Origin of the sequence: Saccharibacillus deserti (assembly GCF_013618475.1) — a bacterium.
GTDB classification, from domain to species: Bacteria; Bacillota; Bacilli; order Paenibacillales; family Paenibacillaceae; genus Saccharibacillus; species Saccharibacillus deserti.
In genome coordinates this window covers 177132-193423 of record NZ_JABJVN010000006.1, presented here as the reverse complement: position 1 = coordinate 193423, position 16292 = coordinate 177132, and the positions used below count along the sequence as shown (strand labels likewise).

9 protein-coding genes and 1 pseudogene are annotated in these 16292 nt (G+C 56.4%); 3 read left to right on the top strand and 7 right to left on the bottom strand.

Annotation, left to right across the window (positions count from 1 at the left end):
* Positions 1 to 24 precede the first annotated feature (24 nt).
* The 5 genes and pseudogenes from HOP44_RS16075 to HOP44_RS16055 form a co-directional block, all read right to left on the bottom strand.
* Positions 25 to 1863: a HEAT repeat domain-containing protein gene (locus HOP44_RS16075; protein WP_172255101.1), complete on the bottom strand. Its 1839-nt coding sequence runs from the start codon at positions 1861 to 1863 to the stop codon at positions 25 to 27.
* A 64-nt stretch (positions 1864 to 1927) separates the two neighbouring features.
* Positions 1928 to 3367 (bottom strand): SWIM zinc finger family protein, encoded by a 1440-nt coding sequence (locus HOP44_RS16070; protein WP_172255097.1) that lies wholly within the window; start codon positions 3365 to 3367, stop codon positions 1928 to 1930.
* Between the two features lie 539 nt (positions 3368 to 3906).
* A pseudogene (locus HOP44_RS16065) lies at positions 3907 to 4559 on the bottom strand (ABC transporter ATP-binding protein).
* Positions 4560 to 4923: 364 nt separating this feature from the next.
* Positions 4924 to 5703, bottom strand: coding sequence for a hypothetical protein (locus HOP44_RS16060; protein WP_172255095.1), 780 nt, complete (start codon positions 5701 to 5703; stop codon positions 4924 to 4926).
* 1265 nt (positions 5704 to 6968) lie between these two features.
* On the bottom strand, positions 6969 to 9260 hold the full coding sequence (locus HOP44_RS16055; protein WP_172255093.1) for a carbohydrate-binding domain-containing protein: 2292 nt from the start codon (positions 9258 to 9260) through the stop codon (positions 6969 to 6971).
* 266 nt (positions 9261 to 9526) lie between these two features.
* On the opposite strand from HOP44_RS16055, the gene HOP44_RS16050 reads away from it, so the two are divergent.
* The 3 genes from HOP44_RS16050 to HOP44_RS16040 are packed head-to-tail and all read left to right on the top strand — an operon-like array spanning position 9527 to position 13206.
* Positions 9527 to 11260 carry an extracellular solute-binding protein gene (locus HOP44_RS16050; protein ID WP_172255091.1) on the top strand — a complete coding sequence of 578 codons (1734 nt, stop codon included), beginning with the start codon at positions 9527 to 9529 and terminating at the stop codon, positions 11258 to 11260.
* 44 nt (positions 11261 to 11304) lie between these two features.
* A complete protein-coding gene (locus HOP44_RS16045) occupies positions 11305 to 12273 on the top strand; it encodes an ABC transporter permease (protein ID WP_172255089.1) in 969 nt (322 codons plus the stop codon).
* 30 nt (positions 12274 to 12303) lie between these two features.
* Positions 12304 to 13206: a carbohydrate ABC transporter permease gene (locus HOP44_RS16040; RefSeq protein ID WP_172255087.1), complete on the top strand. Its 903-nt coding sequence runs from the start codon at positions 12304 to 12306 to the stop codon at positions 13204 to 13206.
* 350 nt (positions 13207 to 13556) lie between these two features.
* Here the strand turns inward: HOP44_RS16040 and HOP44_RS16035 are convergent, their stop codons facing one another.
* Together HOP44_RS16035 and HOP44_RS23020 are read right to left on the bottom strand one after the other, a co-directional pair.
* Complete coding sequence (locus tag HOP44_RS16035; protein ID WP_172255085.1) at positions 13557 to 13766, bottom strand: hypothetical protein; 210 nt, start codon at positions 13764 to 13766, stop codon at positions 13557 to 13559.
* Between the two features lie 192 nt (positions 13767 to 13958).
* Positions 13959 to 16283, bottom strand: a complete 2325-nt coding sequence (locus HOP44_RS23020; protein WP_172255083.1) for a carbohydrate-binding domain-containing protein — start codon at positions 16281 to 16283, stop codon at positions 13959 to 13961.
* Positions 16284 to 16292 lie beyond the last annotated feature (9 nt).

Below are 16292 nucleotides of genomic sequence, written 5' to 3'. Positions count from 1 at the left end.
TCTGACAAGAGGAAACTGCGGACTTTATTCGTCCGAAGCGGCTTTCTTCCGGAGCGAATGGACGACTTCCTGCATCGTTTCCTTGAGATTCTCGAACCGCATATGTACGATCAGCGGTTCCAGACGGTCCGCGGCCTCCGCGGCAAAACGGGCCGGAATCCGGATCAGACGCTCCGTTTCCCCGTGGTAAATGCTGTAGACTTTTTTCCAGTCTCTGTTTTCCATCCAGCGCATCAGCAGTTCATACTTGGTCTCTTCGTCATAGCCGCCCGCGTCAAGCGCAACGAAAATATAATGCTCGTAATAACTGTTGCTCGTATTCTCGATTTGTTTCTCCAGGTAAGGCAGCAGCTTCGGATGTCCCGGAGCCGCCAGACCGGAGACCAGTTCGAGATCGTTCCGGTCGATGACCCAATCCAGCCAGCGGGGATCCCACTGCGTTTCGATGGTCTCCTGCGGAAGACGCCGGCGAACGTAATTTTCGTAGACATGGATTTCTCCGTGCAGCGTCTCGATCAGCTTCTTCTGGATCGCCTGGGCTTTCTTCGATACGGCCGTGCGCAGAAGACCCCGGCCCGAACCGGCATAACGGTCGTACAGTTCGGCAGGCGAGCGGCGGCTCTTGGTCGCATGGAACGCGTAGGGCAGGAAATCGGGACTTTGCTCTTCCAGGGCATACAGCACTTCAAGCGCTTCTTCCGTGTCGGATTCTTTTAGGTAACCGGCGGCCTGGCTCAGCGTACGGAATCTCTCGGCATAATCCAGGCGTCCCAGTGCAGGATAATCGGACTGGTTCGCACCGAGATCCAGATACAGACGCTCCAGCTCCGTATGCTTCGCATAACGGAAAGCGACCGTGAACGGCTCCAGTTCGCTCCACAGCTTGTCCTTGCTCTTGCGATCTTCTTCCCCTGTATATTCCTGGCGCAGTTTCTCCGCGTAGAGCGGAATCAACCGCTCCAGCATCTCTGCGGCCGGAGCGGCTCCGACCGCTTCGGCGGCCGGCATCGCATCCTTGCCGGTAAACGCTTCGTAGATCCGGTCGCGTGCGGCTTCGGAATTGCGTACGGCCAATGCCGCCAGGGCGCCTTCGCGCACCGGCTTTTTCTTGTCCAGCGACCATTCGATCAGACGGTCTTCGAAATCCGGATGCGATCCCAGGCAGGCGATTGCCGCGGCCCGTACTTTGTCCGAGCCTTCCTCGGCCGCTTTGACCAGCAGGTTCAAGGTCCGGGCATCCTCGGCATCGACGCCCAGCTTCCGGATCACTTCCAGCCGGCGCTCCTGCTCGCGGCCGCCCTGAATGTCCAGCCCTGCCAGCAGGTACGGCACAATGACCGGGCCGTAGGAAGGCAGGATGTAACGGACGGCGTAATCGGCCAGTTCCGCGTAGGGATCGTTCAGCGCCTTCATCGCGAACGGGAACAGCCGCAGGTCGCGGAACAATCCGTCCCGATGCGCTGTCGTTACAATCTCGTATCGTCCGCCGCCCGATGTGGACAGCGCATTCTGCACTTCGGCCAGCTGCCGGTACGAATGGGCCGTCGTGAGATCGGTCAGCCCGCTTTCCTGAAGCTTCTCTTCCTTCAGACCTTCCGCCGCGGTCGCTCCCTGCGTCGACAGCACCGAATTCAGCAGCAGCGAGACGTCCTGAAGCTTGGAAGCTCTGGCTTCCGCTTCGGACGGCCCCGTCAGTTCCGCGAGACCTTCGGCCAGCTTCTTGAACACCGGCGCGCGTTCTCCGAGCTGGGCAAACTTGGGTTCGATCCGTTTCAGGCGGAAATCGTCCGCCGCCAGGTCGCTGCCCGCGATATAGAGGCGGCGCAGTTCGCCCTGGAGTTCCTGCAGCAAAGTCGTACTCATTGGCTTCTCCTCCCGTTTCTGTTCAATATCGTCCCGAAATCCGGGCCTCGTATCGCTTCTGCGATCAGTACAGCAGCCGGGTGATCCGGCCGCCCTTGATCAGCGTCAACGGCTGTGCAGCCAGTCTTCCCGTGTCCATCCGGTGTTCGAACATCGCCAGTACGAGTCCTTCTTCCAACAGCGTCGGATCGACCAGCGACAGCAATGGGGTCGTCGGCTGCGGAAGCCGGTAAATATCGCGGAGTTCCAGCGCAGCGCCCGTTTCGTCGACCAGCGCGAAAGTTCCGCTCTTCGTCTGCGCGATCCGCGACGCTTTGAGCAGCACGACCGGAGCGCGGTCGGCCAAAGGGTCTTTAAGCTGGTTTTTGACGGCTTTGACCGCGTCCGCGATCGAAGCCGAAGCCGCGCCCAGGACCGCTTCGAAATCGCCGGAAGCCGTCTGCCGCGGCAGCATGCCTTCGAAGCGTACCCGGGCATTCAGGCCGCCCGGATACCGGTACAGCTCGGCAATCTGCGCCACGCTGAAGAAGCTGTCTTCTTCCTTCATGAACTTGACCGCTTTGAACGGCCGATACTGAACCGTGCGGTGAATCCGGCCTTCGCCGAGTTCCAGCCAGAATCCGGTATCGACGAACTCTTTGCGGGCTTCGTCCCGGTAGCTGTAGAACGCCAGCTGCAGCAGCTCGACGTTCTCGCTGACCCGCCCCGCTTCCTTCAGTTCGGACAGCTGCCAGGCATGGCCGAGCCATTCCTCGATTGTCGATTCCGTATCGGGCGAGAGTTCGGGGTCTTCCTGCTTGGCCTGCAGGTAGGTGCGACCCTTCTTGATAAAAGCGTTCAGCAGCGTCAGCTGCTCGGCCGCATATGTATAGCCGCTCTCGCGATCTTCCTGTTCCAGCAGCAGGGCCAACCGGCGAAGTTCATTCTCCGCTCCGGTCAGGTAGCTGCTGCCCAGCCGCTTCGCGTGATCATTCAGATCCTTGACCGTCCGCGCGCTCGCGGTACCCAGGCCTCCCCGCACCAGCGACACGGTGAGCTTCTCGAGTTCGTCCAGCGCTTCGAGCTGCTGGGCGATCTTCTTCTTGAGCGCCGCTTTGTTGACCTTCTTCGGCTTGGCCGGCGGAAGCTCGCCGCTCTCGCGTTTGGCTTTGTTCTCCTCGCGTTTCTCCGCCTTCTCCCGCTTGGACGAAATCTCTTCCGGCACGGTAGACTGTTCGAACTTCAGACCGTCTGCATACGCATACATAAGTCCCAGCGCATGCTTGCACGGGAACTGCCGGCTCGGGCAGCTGCAGCGGGATACCGGATTGTCCGGAGTCAGGAAATCGACGGAACACGCGTAATTGGACTTGCCGCTGCCGGAGCATTCGCCGAACAGCAGGTCTCCTTCCTCGGATACGTGAAGCTTGACGAACTTGTTCTTCTGAACCAGTCCCCGGCCGTTCTTGGCCGCGGCCGCGTTCGGAGCGAGCGAATCGATATGGGATGCAGTCAATTGCAGCAAATCAAGCGCCTCCTCGCTAATCTGTAATTGGTTAGAATTATACGTGAATTCCTCGCGAGTCTCACTCGGGCATGCGGCACCGGACTTTTGGCCCTGAATATGCGCAGCATCGGGATTTTTCGCAAAAAAGAACATGCGTTCTGTTTTATTGAATATAGCATGCTTTTATGCAAAGTTCAAATCATCCTCTTTTCCCAATCCGATCCAGAATTTTCAGCATGCAAAAAGCCGAACGGGACCGAGCCACGGCCTTCATTCAGCTTTTTCATATAGTCGGTGCTTCGCCCATGAGGATCTGCCCTTGATCGCTTCGCTCACGCCTTTTAAGGAAAACAGAGACCTATACGTCCCTACCTGCATACCGATCAATATATTTCCCCTATAATACCTCTGCTACATTCGCAATTAAAGTCATCGAGGATCATAGGGTCCTAACATTTATGTTTATTAAAGATCAATAGCGGAACTGATGACCGCGGCGCGGAATTCTTTGGTCAGCGTGACCGTTGCGATTGCTCTGCCGCTGTTATCCTTGTCGTTCAGATATTCATTTTATTTTCCACTTTAATGAGTTTGGCTTGTTCAATCCGATATACTTGATCGCATAACAAGTCGATGTCCTCTTGATTATGGCTAGTCAGAAGAATGGTCTTCCCTTGTTTTTTGAAAGCCAGCAGCAGCGAACGGATTTGCGCCACACTGTCCACATCCAGCGCATTGAACGGTTCGTCCAACAGCAGAACTTCCTGATCTTCCATAATCGCCTGCGCCTGCGCCAGTTTCTGCTTCATGCCCAGCGAATAATTTTTGACTTTCTGTCGGACGTTCGGGTCCAGACCGGCACTTGCCATGGCCGCTCGCATTTCCCGTTCTCCGATTTCGCCCCCGAATGTCGGCCAACCTTTTCAAATTCTCCAGACCCGTCTCTCCCCCCCAGATAGCCCGGACGGTCTATCACGATGCCAAATTTTTGCGGAAACCGTGTCCCCTTCTCCAGATAAGCGGGATCGATACGGATCTCTCCCGAATCCGGCCGTACGAATCCGCAGATCATTTTGAACAGTACCGATTTGCCCGATCCGTTAGGACCGGTGATTCCGTAGATGCCCCCTTTATCGAACCGGGCCTCGACTTGGCTCAGGAGCACCTGTCCTTTGAAAGATTTGCTTACGCCTGTTAAAGAAATGACCATTGTCCGCTCCCCTTTCAAAATACGTTTTTTCTCCGCTGGAACCCCCGACCAGAATGACGCTCTCGACAATCAGGAACGCCAGCAGAACGAGCGCATACCCGATTACCTCAATCCCTGCCCTAGATATCTCATACTGTTTAGTGCAGACAGGGCTGAAACAAGTAGACGAATCCCAGAAAAGCGATGCTGAAAACAGATAGATCAGCAGTCAAAATCCTCATTGAGTCACGCCGAAAAAGGTGCTGTACAATGTGTCCCTGCACTCAGGCTTACCAAGGATTCGTTCGCACCGGCCGCCCAGACGTCGAATACAATCGACACACCGTCTTCAAAAAATAAAACGTACCCGAACCGAATACCTTCACTAGCCTTCCCATCTTTTCTTTGCCGCAATGACGCCCCATCCCAAAGCAATCAGAATGAGCTGCACGATCAATCCGACCCAAAGCGAATGCAAGTCGTAGTAGGAAGCGGAAAGAATCGAGTAGCTGCTCGCTTTGATCCAAATCCAGTCAGCGGGGAACATTTTGAAGGAAATAATCGCTCCGATGTATAAAACGGTACCTAGAGCGATCATGATAGCGGGTCTGGCGGTTAACAAATGGGTAACGCACAGCGCCGTATACAGGCAGCTCAGGAACACTATCAGCAGAACAACCTGCAGCATAAATAGAAAGATCGGTGGAATGCCCAGATGAACGACCGGAGCGATACCGGCGTTGAAGTAACTTTCACCCAGCGCCCAGGGACTCCAGCCTAATTCGTAAGGAACCCCCAGCGTCAGCAGTAGACTGACGAACAGCCAGATCGCCGTATTGACGACCAGCATGAAATGAAGCCGAAAAAATACATGTCTCATCCAGCCCAGCTCCGTTTTTGAGCGTATGAATACTAATAATCGGGATTCGGCATAAATGAGTTTGATACAGAAAAAGATCCAGACAGGAAGAAAGAAATAGAAAATGAAAAACGGATCGCCCCAGAAAGAAAACAGGATATCCCATTGATTGATCGCTTTTTGATCCACTTGGGTGTAGGTCATTACATCTTGCCTGCTTATCCAGCCATACCCGAACAGAAACAGCGTCCATACGATCCATTTGACCTGAAGATACTCATCCGCCAGATTTTTCAGATATATCATGATGTATGATCCAACCGATCGATACGTATGTATAGGTACAGGTAAAGCAGGGCGCAGAGAAGGGGCAGTCCACTAAAAGAAACGAATGCTGTCCAAATAGGCTGCTGAACCGTACCATAAGGGAATATTGATTGCCAAAACCAGTAAATACTCAAATTGAGATTTATGCTGGGCAGCAGTAAAGCTCCAGTCACATAAAGTAAAAAGGGCACCGACAGCGCAATAAAAGAATTAGGAATCAGTAAAAGCAGCAGAAAACCCAGTGAAGCAAACAACGCCGCATGGACCGATACCCAGGCAGAATACAAAAGCCCGTAGGTTAAAGTACCGTATTGAAACAGTTGGGTGAACGTATGCCTAGAGTACACATCCTGCGTTAGGATCGTGCCTGGAACAAAAGGTTCTTCAGGCTGGTAAGGAATAAGATCGAAAGTAGGCGTTATGTAAAAGCAGAAAACAAAACAACCCATCATAAAAATAAAAAACAAACAAAAAGTCGAACTGAACATAACCAGAAATTTAATCTTAATGAGCTTCCGAACCGGTATACGATTCTGCTCGTAGAAGAAAAACTTGTTTTTTAACCCTCTTGAAAAATGAAGCAGATAAACAAAGGTCGCCGGTAACACAAAACCAGCGAAAAAACCCCCTCAAGAATAAGAGTGAACAGGTCCAATGGGTCCCCCAATATATACTGATCTTGTCTAGATAAAGTGTAAATAATGGGACATAGCATAATTATAAGAATAAGAAACAACTTACGCTTAGGAAAAGCATTTTGAAATTCTTTGAAGAAAAAACGATTTATACATATAATTCCTTTCCACAGAAAATATAAATCAAAATCAAAACTAAAAAATCCCAGAACATGCTTGCTGTCTTATCGCAAGCCCGTTCGGCTAAAATTTCGCGATTAGCCAGCGCATTACAATCGAGTGCGTTTAGTCGATGTCTCCGATCTTTCGGAGGCCGTTTCCCTTGTGGTTTTCAAGCGGGGCAGAAAAAATTCAATAGCATTCCATTCCTCGTCGCTTAAATCGTCTCGTCTCATGTCTTTAATTTAACGGATTTGTTAACGTTCTTGAAGTTTGCGTACAAGCCCCAGAATCCATTTGAAATACATTTATCTGATAAACGACTTTGAAGATTAATTAGTTTCTCTTTTCCAAATATCAATTTTATTTTTAGTATGATTTCAAAACAAAAACCAGATCAACACCTGCTAGGTGTCGATCTGGTCTACATCTATGGCCGCCTGGGCTGCCTTATCGTCTGCCTCCGCCCATGCCGCCGGCGTTCGCCGTCGTCACGCCGGATTCGTTCACCCAGGTCGTCGCGCTGCCGGAGATCGTGAAGGTCACGATCTCGCTGCCGCCGGAAGACAGGGTATACGTGCCGCCGTCTTCGAAGTCGGGCGAGCTGAAGACCACCATGCCGAACTCTTTCGTAGGCGTGAGGGCCGCAACGGTATTTCCGTCGCTGTCTTTCACGTCGACCTGCGTGTCCGCCGCCTGCGACGACGAGAAGGTCATCGCGATCGACAGCTGCGCCGAATCGTCGCCCGGTGCTTGAGCCATGCCCGAGCTGCCGGCCACGTTCAGCGTACCGCCGCTGATCTCGAAGCTGCCGTCGTAGTCGAGCGATCCGTTGCCGCTGTTCGTCGGACCGTTGACGGTCACGGTGCCGCCCGTCATGACGATCGAACCGTTGGAATCCAGGCCGTCGCCTCCCGCGTCGACCGTCAGCGTGCCGCCGTTGATCGTCAGCACGGCATTGCCCGCGCCCATGCCTCCCATTCCGCCTCCGCCGCCGAATCCGCCGCGTGCCGTCGCGTCGGCCGAGGCGTCGGCGGACGTATCCGTCGATGCCGCGCTCGCCGTCATGACGGACGAAGCCGTACCCGCGGAAGCCGAAGCGGCTGCGACGGTTGTCGCCGAATCGTTTTCCGCCGCAGTGCCTGCCGCCGTGTCCGAAGACACTTCGGTCCCGGTCGTCGTCGAAGCTTCCGAAGCATTCACGCCGTCGTCGCTCGCTACCACGTTGATATCACCTCCGTCGATCGTAATGTTCTGGGCTTCAAGCCCTTCGTAGCTGCTCCGGATATCGATCGTGCCCGCCGCGACGATCAGGTCGGTCTCGCCGTGCAGCGCGTCGTCTCCCGTCGAAATTTGCAGGTCGCCGCCCGTAATTTCGGTGCTGCCGTTGCTGTGCAGGGCGTCGTCCGCCGAATCGATAACGAACGTGCCGCCGTTTACGGTCAGCGTAACGCCGGCTTTGATGCCTTTCATGCTGTCGGATTCGGTCTCGGTCGTCGCTGCCGCATCCGCGGACGTGCCGGATGCCGCGGAATCCGTCGCGGCGTCCGACGCGTTATCCGGCATGGCCGAAGACGTTCCTCTGTCGGCCGCCGTCGCTTCGTCCGTGCCGGCCGTCCCCGAAGCCGCTCCGCTGCCGTCCACGGCCGGTCCTTGCCCCGTACCGGGATCGCCGGTGCCGCCCGGACCGCGCATGCCGCCTTCCGGACGTTGGCCGCCGCCGAATCCGCCGCCGCCAAAGCCGCCGCCCATGGATTCCGTATGTTCCGCGCCGTTCTCATGACCGCCGCCGGTCACGATGTCGAAGCTTCCGCCATCTACCACGACATCGGTTTCGCCCTGGATGCCGTCGTTGCCCGCCTTGATCTCGAACGTACCGCCTTTGATCGCTACGAAGCCTTTTTCCGCGTCTTCGTCGTTGGTCGCCTTGATTCCGTCGCCGGCAGCGTCGATTGTGATCGTGCCGTCTTCGACGTATACGCGGTCTTTGCCGACCACGCCGTCGTCCGCCGCCCGGATATCGATCGTGCCGCTTACGATGTCCAGGGAATCTTTGCTTGCGATGCCGTCTTTGTAATTCGCCGTAACGGTCAGGCTGCCGGTTCCGTTAATCGTCAGATCGGCTTTGCTGAAAATGGCCGCGCTCGGTTCTTCGTCTTCGTTCAATGTGTAGGCCGCGCCGTCCGTGACCGTATTGGCCGTACCTTCGGCCATGGTCAAGATGACTTTCTCGGCGGATTTGACATAGATCGGAGCGCTGTCTTGATCCGTCAGATCGACTCCGCTCAGGATCAGGTGCACCGATTCGGCGTCCGCCGTATCGACAATGATCTGACCGTCGCTCAGCTTGCCGTTCAGAACATAGGTGCCGGCCGCGGTGATCGTGACCGATCCGTTTGCCGCTTCGGCGCCCGCTCCGTCGATCGAAGCGTCGGTTCCGGCCAGCGTAATCGTCGTGGCATCGGCGGAAGCTTCCGTCACATAGTCTGCGTTGTCCAATGTAACGAGACCGGCTGCCGTCAATCCGCTCAGCTTGGCCGAAACCGCGGTCGCAGCCGTGGACGATACGGCCGTTTGTGTACCCGAAGCTTCCGCCGCGGTAGTCGCTGCCGCCGTCTGCGCCGTGTCGGCCGCCGAACTGCACGCCGACAGGGTCAGCATGGCGCCGAGAAAAATCACGAGGCCTGTCCGTTTTTTCGCCTGAAATTTCTTCGTTTTCTCGATCCTGGTTGCTTTTTTCATCTATAATCGTTCCCTTCGGATTGAAGTTGGGTGAGCATGCTGCGGATGCAGACATCGTTGTTTCTGTCCTTATCCTAAGCTCCGAAGCTTTAGCAAATCTTAAAGAATGGGACCCGAATAATCTTTGCGGCAGATGTTTTGGACTGCCCGACACAGCAAAAGACCAAAAAATCCGTCGCTAAGACCAAAAATCCGTCTATTGAATCCACTATTTGTAAGCGCTACCATCTAAGAGAACTTAAAGCTACCGATCAGGGGGGATTAAGATGAATATTCGTACCTTCGCGAAACGCGCAGGTCTGCTGGCCGCCGTTTCCACACTCGCTTTCTCTACGGCTTGCAGCGGCGGCAGCGAAGCCGAGAAGGCTCCGACCGAAAAAGACGAAGCCGCAGGCAAACAGGAACAGGTCGCTTTCAAGGATATCGGCAGCGATATCCGGGGCAACGAAAAACCGACGCAGCAGCAGATCGACGAAGTGAACGGCACGCTCAACGATACATATCTCGGCGACATTTTCGATCAGCCTATCCCAAGCGACTACTCCGCTTATCCGGTTGAGGGCGACGTGACTTTGGACGTATGGATGGCAGCCCCCGCCGAAATCCCGGACATGAACAAGCAGCAGGTACAGGATCAAGTGGAAAAGCTGACCGGCATCAAAGTCAATTTCATCACGCCGCCGGTCGGACAGGAAGCGGATGCGTTCACGCTGATGATCTCGTCGGGCGAGCTGCCGGACATCATTATCGATCCGGGACGTTATCCGGGCGGGCTCGAAGCGGGCCTGAACGACGGCGCTTTTATCGACCTGACGGATCTGATCGAGAAGAATGCGCCGAACTACAACGCCTGGCGCACCTCCGACGAAATGCGCCGCAAAACGACGGTTACCGACAGCGGCAGACTGCTCGGCTTTTACGGGATCGCGCCTTATTCCGAGTGGATGTGGTTCGGCCCGCTGATCAAGAAGGAAGCCCTGGAGAAAACGGGTCTCGAAGTGCCGACCACCATCGACGAATGGCATACGTTCCTGACCAAAGCCAAAGAAGTCGGCTACACGGAACCGCTCAACTACGGATCTTCGTACGGACAGATTTTTACCGGGATCATCAACGGCGCTTACGGCGTGTGGGACTGGACGTTCATGGACGCGGACGGCAAAGTAGGATGGGGACCGGCCCAGCCGAAAGCCAAAGAGTATTTGGCGACGATGCAGCAGTGGAACAAGGAAGGACTGCTCAACCGCGACTGGGCGACGGCGGACTTCAATCAGCGAATGGCGACCGCGATCTCCGACAAGACCGCGATCATGATGGACTCCCCGGATACGATGTGGAGCTACTGGAAGCAGCAGAACGATATCGACTTCGTCGGCGCGCCGAACCCGGTGTTAAACGAAGGCGATCAGCCGCAGGTCAGCTACAAAAACTTCATGCGGACCGGTTCGAGCGCCGCAATCACCACGCAGGCGGAGAACGTCGAAGCAGCGATGGCCTTCCTGGATTTCGGCTACAGCAAAAAAGGCTGGGAAGTGTTCAACTACGGCGAATACGGCACGGTGCATCTGATCGACGCGGACGGCAAACCGTACTTCCCCGCCGATAGCTATATTTACAAAGACCCGGACGGACAGCCGGTTGCGACGACGCTGCACAAGTACCGGGTGCACGACTGGCCGAATATCCGCGACGAGCATAATTCCAACCCGCTGATCGTGGCCGAAGGCAGCTACTCCGGCGATATCCGCAAGACATGGACCGAAGAAATGGACGCGAGCGTCACCATGCCTCCGATCACATTCACCCAGGAAGAAGCGTCCCGCGAAGCCGAGCTCGGGAATCAGTTGGCTACGCTTCGGAGCGAGTATTTCGCCAAGATTATCATGGGCGAACTTCCGGTGGACGCCTACGACAAGTTCCTCCAGGAAGCACAGAAGATGGGTCTCGAAGAATTCGTCGCCCTGCATCAGGCAGCGCTCGACCGCTACAACCAACGTTAAAGCGGGGGCTGCCTCGCATGAATTCACAGGGAGGTGACTGACCGGTGCTTACGCTGCAAAAAAACAAAAAAACGGGCGGCTCGGCCCTTTCCGAACGCCCCCGCACGGCAGCGGTGATCAAAAAAGATGTGCGCAAAAACTGGTTCCCGTATCTGCTTGCCGTTCCCGTGCTGATCTGGTTTATCGTGTTCTGCTACGGACCGATGTGGGGTCTGCTGATCGCCTTCAAGGACTACAAGCCGCTGCTCGGATTTTCCGAAAGCCCCTGGGTCGGCATGAAGCATTTTGTCGACTTTTTCCAGGGTCCGTACTTCTGGCGGGTCGTCAAAAACACGCTGCTGCTGAACCTGTGGGGCATCGGCTTCGGCTTCACCGCCCCGATCATCCTGGCGCTGCTGCTGAACGAAGTCCGAAACAAAATGTTCAAACGCACCGTGCAGACGATCACCTACATGCCGCACTTTATTTCCCTCGTCGTCGTGGCCGGCATGATCCATATTTTCACGGCCGACCAAGGCATCATTACGCAGGCGCTTCAGTGGATCACGGGCAAGGAATACTCTTCCCTGCTTGGCTACTCCTACCTGTTTCGGCCGCTGTACGTGTTCTCGGGCATCTGGCAGAGCATCGGCTGGGAAAGCATTATCTACCTTGCCGCGATGGGCTCGATCGATACGTCGCTGTACGAAGCGGCGGATATGGACGGCGCGAGCCGGCTGCGCAAAATGTGGCATGTCACCCTTCCTCAGATTACGCCGACGATCGTCATCCTGTTCATTTTCGCGGTCGGCGGCCTGATGGCTTCCGGTTACGAAAAAATCATCCTGCTCTATAATCCGCTCACTTACGACACGGCGGACGTGATCGGGTCCTACGTCTACCGGCGCGGCCTGCGCGAAGCCAGCTTGAGCTATTCGACGGCCGTCGGATTGTTCAGCGCCGTCATCAATTTCGGACTGCTCTGGATGACCAACAGCATCGCCAGACGCAAGTCCGAAGTCAGTCTGTGGTAAAGCTCTGAACGAAAGGAGAGACACGCGCAAATGGTCCAATACAAATCGCTCGGCAACCGGCTGATCGACGCTTCGATCTATCTGCTGCTCGCCGCGCTGACGCTGGTCTGCCTGTATCCGATCGTGCATATCCTGTTCGCCTCGATGAGCAATCCGGCGCGGCTCGTCGCCCACAAAGGACTGCTGCTCGCGCCGCTCGGCTTCACGCTGGACGGCTACAAGCTGATCTTCCGCGATAACGCCCTGCTCGTCGGCTACGCCAATACGCTGCTGTATGTCGGGCTCGGCACGGCGATCAACATGGTCATGACGATCATGGGCGCCTATGTGCTGTCCCGGCGGGATCTGTTCTTCAAAAAGTACATCATGATCCTGATCACGATCACGATGTTTTTCGGCGGCGGACTGATTCCGTGGTTCCTGCTTATGAAAGACATCGGCCTGTACAACAACATCTGGGCGATGGTGCTGCCGGGCGCGATCAATACGTGGAACATGATTATTCTGCGCACCGGCTTCCAGTCGCTGCCTCAGGAACTGGAAGAAGCGGCGACGATCGACGGAGCAAGCTCGATGCGTATTCTGCTGAGCATTATCGTTCCGCTGTCCAAAGCGACGCTGGCCGTCATCTTCCTCTACTATCTCGTCGGCAACTGGAATTCCTGGTTCAACGCGATGGTGCTGCTGCAGGACCGGGACAAATTCCCGCTCCAGCTTCTATTGAAGGAGATTCTCGTCGCCAACGACACGAGCGCGGCCACCATGGGCAGTTCCGGCGGCGTGGTGATCGACAGCGCGGGCAGCGCCACCGCCCACCGAGAGCTGGTCAAATACTGTACGATCGTCGTCTCGACGCTGCCGATCCTGCTGGTGTATCCGTTCCTGCAGAAGTATTTCGTGAAGGGCGTGTACGTGGGATCGATCAAAGGATAACGACAGCAGCGCAAACGAATACGGACAAAAAAACGCCTTTCCCGGCCAATTCGGGCAAAGGCGCTTTTTTATTGTTCGAAATATCCGCCGTTCATCCAAGATCCTCCCGGGATCGCTTTCGTTACATTTGGCGAACGACTCGGGACGACAAATCGTTACGTTGAAGCAGCCAATCGGTCGACAAGAACGGCGGGATCGAACGGTTTTGCCGGAAGAACGTTTCTTTTTTCGGACTTATCCACCTGTGGATAATCGCCAAATTCGCGAAAAATCGGTTATCCACAGCTAAAAAGTTTTGCCGAACCCTTTTATTCCAGCCGAAGCCCCTGTGTGTAACTTGCTCCCCGAACTTATACCAGCGTCCGCGTCATGATCCGGTCGGTCTGTTTTTCGTCGAAATAAAGAAACAAGGACGTCGAGTCTACGGTGGACCGTTCCTTCTCCAACCGTTCGGCGTTAAAAGCGTTCTCCTGGCAAGGCTTTATATTCTCCGGCTTGTTTTGCGACGCGAACGTCTCGTTGAACGTCTCGATGCTGATCTCGCGCAGTATTTCCGTCATGGGCGGGCTTCCTTTCTGTTGCCGACAGGGGGCGGAGCGGGATCGTTTCAACCTGCGCTTCGTTGTCCTTTTCTCTTCCGGTTGACTAAAGATATAGCGGTGAGGGGAAAGGGCAAAGGCGCCTTTTCCTTCCGCTATCGGGGGAAAAGGCGCCTTATACGATACGGATTGCTGAAGCCGTTGGCCGGCGGATTATTCCGCCGTGCTGCCGGTGCCGGTCGTACCTGCCGTATCGGCCGCCGTGCCGCGCGGGCCGCGGCCGGTGCCGCCTTGGCCCGTTCCGCCGCCCATGCCGCCCGATCCCGCGGTAACGCCCGAGGCGTTAACCCAGGTCGTCGAGCCGCCGGCCGAAAATTCGAACGTCACGTATTCCGTGCCGCCGCTGTACGAACCGCCCGCGTAGAGACCGTCGAATTCCGTGCCGGTCGACGTGCCGCCGGTCGAGACCGTGTACGTCTCGCCCGCCGTCAGATCCGCGGAACTGACTACGACCGAACTGAACGATTTGGCCGGCGCGAACGTCAGGAGGGCATTGCCGTCGGCGTCTTCGACGTGTACGAGCGTTCCGGCCGCCTGCGTTTGCGAGAAGGCGATGCCCAACGAGAGCTGTTCGGACGAAGCCGAAGGTGCCTGCGCCATGCCGGAGCTGCCGGAAGCGATCAGCGTACCCCCGCCGATATTGAACGTGCCGTCGTAGTCGAGCGGTCCGTTGCCGTTGTCGGTCGGTCCGTTGACGATCGCGATGCCGCCGGTCATATGGATCGCACCGTTGGAATCCAGGCCGTCGCCGCCGGCGTCCACGGTCAGCGTACCGCCGGAGATATTCAATTCGGCATTGCTGGCGCCCGTCATGCCGCCCATGCCGCCCGTTCGATCCGGCATCGTGCCGTTTCCGGGCATCTGCGAAGCGGAAGAATCCGTATTCGCCGTCGAAGCGTCCGTTTCTTCGCTCGACGTTTCCGCATCGGAGCCGGCCGACTCGCTGTCTGCCCCGGCCGCTGCCGCTTCGTTTTCAGTCGTTTCCGCGTCCGCCTCGGTCGTTTCCGTTTCGGCCGCCGCAAGCGTCGGATCGTCGCCGGCCGCGTTCACGCCGTCGTCGGAAGCCGTTACGTCGATATCGCCGCCGGCAATATTGATGATATACCCTTCCAACGCTTCGTAACTGTTCGTCACGTCGATCGTACCGCCGGAAATTTCAAGCACCGCATCCGCGTGGAAAGCGTCGTCGCCCGTCGCCGCGTCGAACATGCCGCCCGCAATATTCACGTTCCCGTTGCTGTGCACCGCATCGTCGGCCGCATTGATCGTAAACGTCCCTTTATGGATGACCAGTTCGGTTCCGGCTTTGAACGCCTTCATGCTCTCGGTCGTTTCCGCTTCTTCCGCCGCCTCGTCGGCTTCGTCGGCCGGCGTCCAGCTTTCCGACATTTGTCCGCCGAAGCCGCCGCCCATTCCTCCGCCTTCGCCCGTACGCTGCGGACCGTTCTCATAACCGCCGCCGGTCGCGATATCGAACGTACCGCCGTCGATGACGAGCGCCGTTTCGGCCTGAACGCCATCCTTCGCTGCCGTAATATCGAAAGTGCCGCCCGAAATCGCCACAAAGCCTTTTGCCGGATCCGTATCGTCGTTGGACTTGATGCCGTCGCCACCGGCCGTCAACTTGAACGTGCCGTTCTCGATCACGACCCGGTCTTTGCCGACGATGGCGTCGTCCGCCGCTTTGACCGTTATTTTGCCGTTCACGATATTCAGGTTGTCTTTGCCGTGAATGCCGTCTTTGTAATTGCCGGTCACGTTCAGCGCGCCCGTGCCGTTGATCGTCAGGTCCGCTTTGCTGAAAACGGCCGCATCCGGCTCGTCTTCGCCTTCGGCGAACGTGTAGTCGGCAGCGTCGGCGAAAGTATTGACAGTACCCGCCGACAGCGTCACGATCACTTTATCCGCCGATTTGACGTAGAAGGGAGAAGTCGAATCGTTGGCGACGGTCACGCCTCTCAAGACGATATGCACGTCGTCCGTATCGGCAGCGTCGACGAGAATCTGTCCGTCCGTCAGCTTGCCGCTGATCACGTAGGTGCCGGCTTCGGAGATCGTTACCGTGCCGCCCGACGCTTTGGCGCCGGAACCGCCGACGGACGCACCCGTGCCGCTCAGCTTGATCGTCGTATACTCGCCGGTGCTCCACGACGTCGCATAATCTTTCGTTTTCAACGTGACGAGATCGGAGACCTTAAGGTTCGACACTTTCAGATCGGATGCCGCAGACACGGCCGTTCCCGAAGCGGAAGAGGCCGCCGTACCCGATGAAGACGTCGTCGTATTGGACGTGTTGGAACTCGTCGCGTTGATCAGATAGCCGCTGTCGGCATTCCAGGTCAGTCCTTCCGCCGCGGCCGGCAGAACGCTTGCCGAGGTCAGCAGCGCCGCGCCGAGCAGGCCGGCTGCCGCCATTTTCGGCTTCGCTTTGAATCTTTTTGTTTTCCGGATCTTGGTTGCCTTTTTCATAACCGTCATCTTCCCTTC

What these genes read in the sequence shown, in the direction of transcription:
- HOP44_RS16075 (WP_172255101.1), bottom strand. Translation starts at nt 1,863, where the DNA reads ATGAGTACGACTTTGCTGCAGGAACTCCAGGGCGAACTGCGCCGCCTC.
- HOP44_RS16060 (WP_172255095.1), bottom strand. Translation starts at nt 5,703, where the DNA reads ATGATATATCTGAAAAATCTGGCGGATGAGTATCTTCAGGTCAAATGG.
- HOP44_RS16055 (WP_172255093.1), bottom strand. Translation starts at nt 9,260, where the DNA reads ATGAAAAAAGCAACCAGGATCGAGAAAACGAAGAAATTTCAGGCGAAA.
- HOP44_RS16050 (WP_172255091.1), top strand. Translation starts at nt 9,527, where the DNA reads ATGAATATTCGTACCTTCGCGAAACGCGCAGGTCTGCTGGCCGCCGTT.
- HOP44_RS16040 (WP_172255087.1), top strand. Translation starts at nt 12,304, where the DNA reads ATGGTCCAATACAAATCGCTCGGCAACCGGCTGATCGACGCTTCGATC.
- HOP44_RS16035 (WP_172255085.1), bottom strand. Translation starts at nt 13,766, where the DNA reads ATGACGGAAATACTGCGCGAGATCAGCATCGAGACGTTCAACGAGACG.
- HOP44_RS23020 (WP_172255083.1), bottom strand. Translation starts at nt 16,283, where the DNA reads ATGACGGTTATGAAAAAGGCAACCAAGATCCGGAAAACAAAAAGATTC.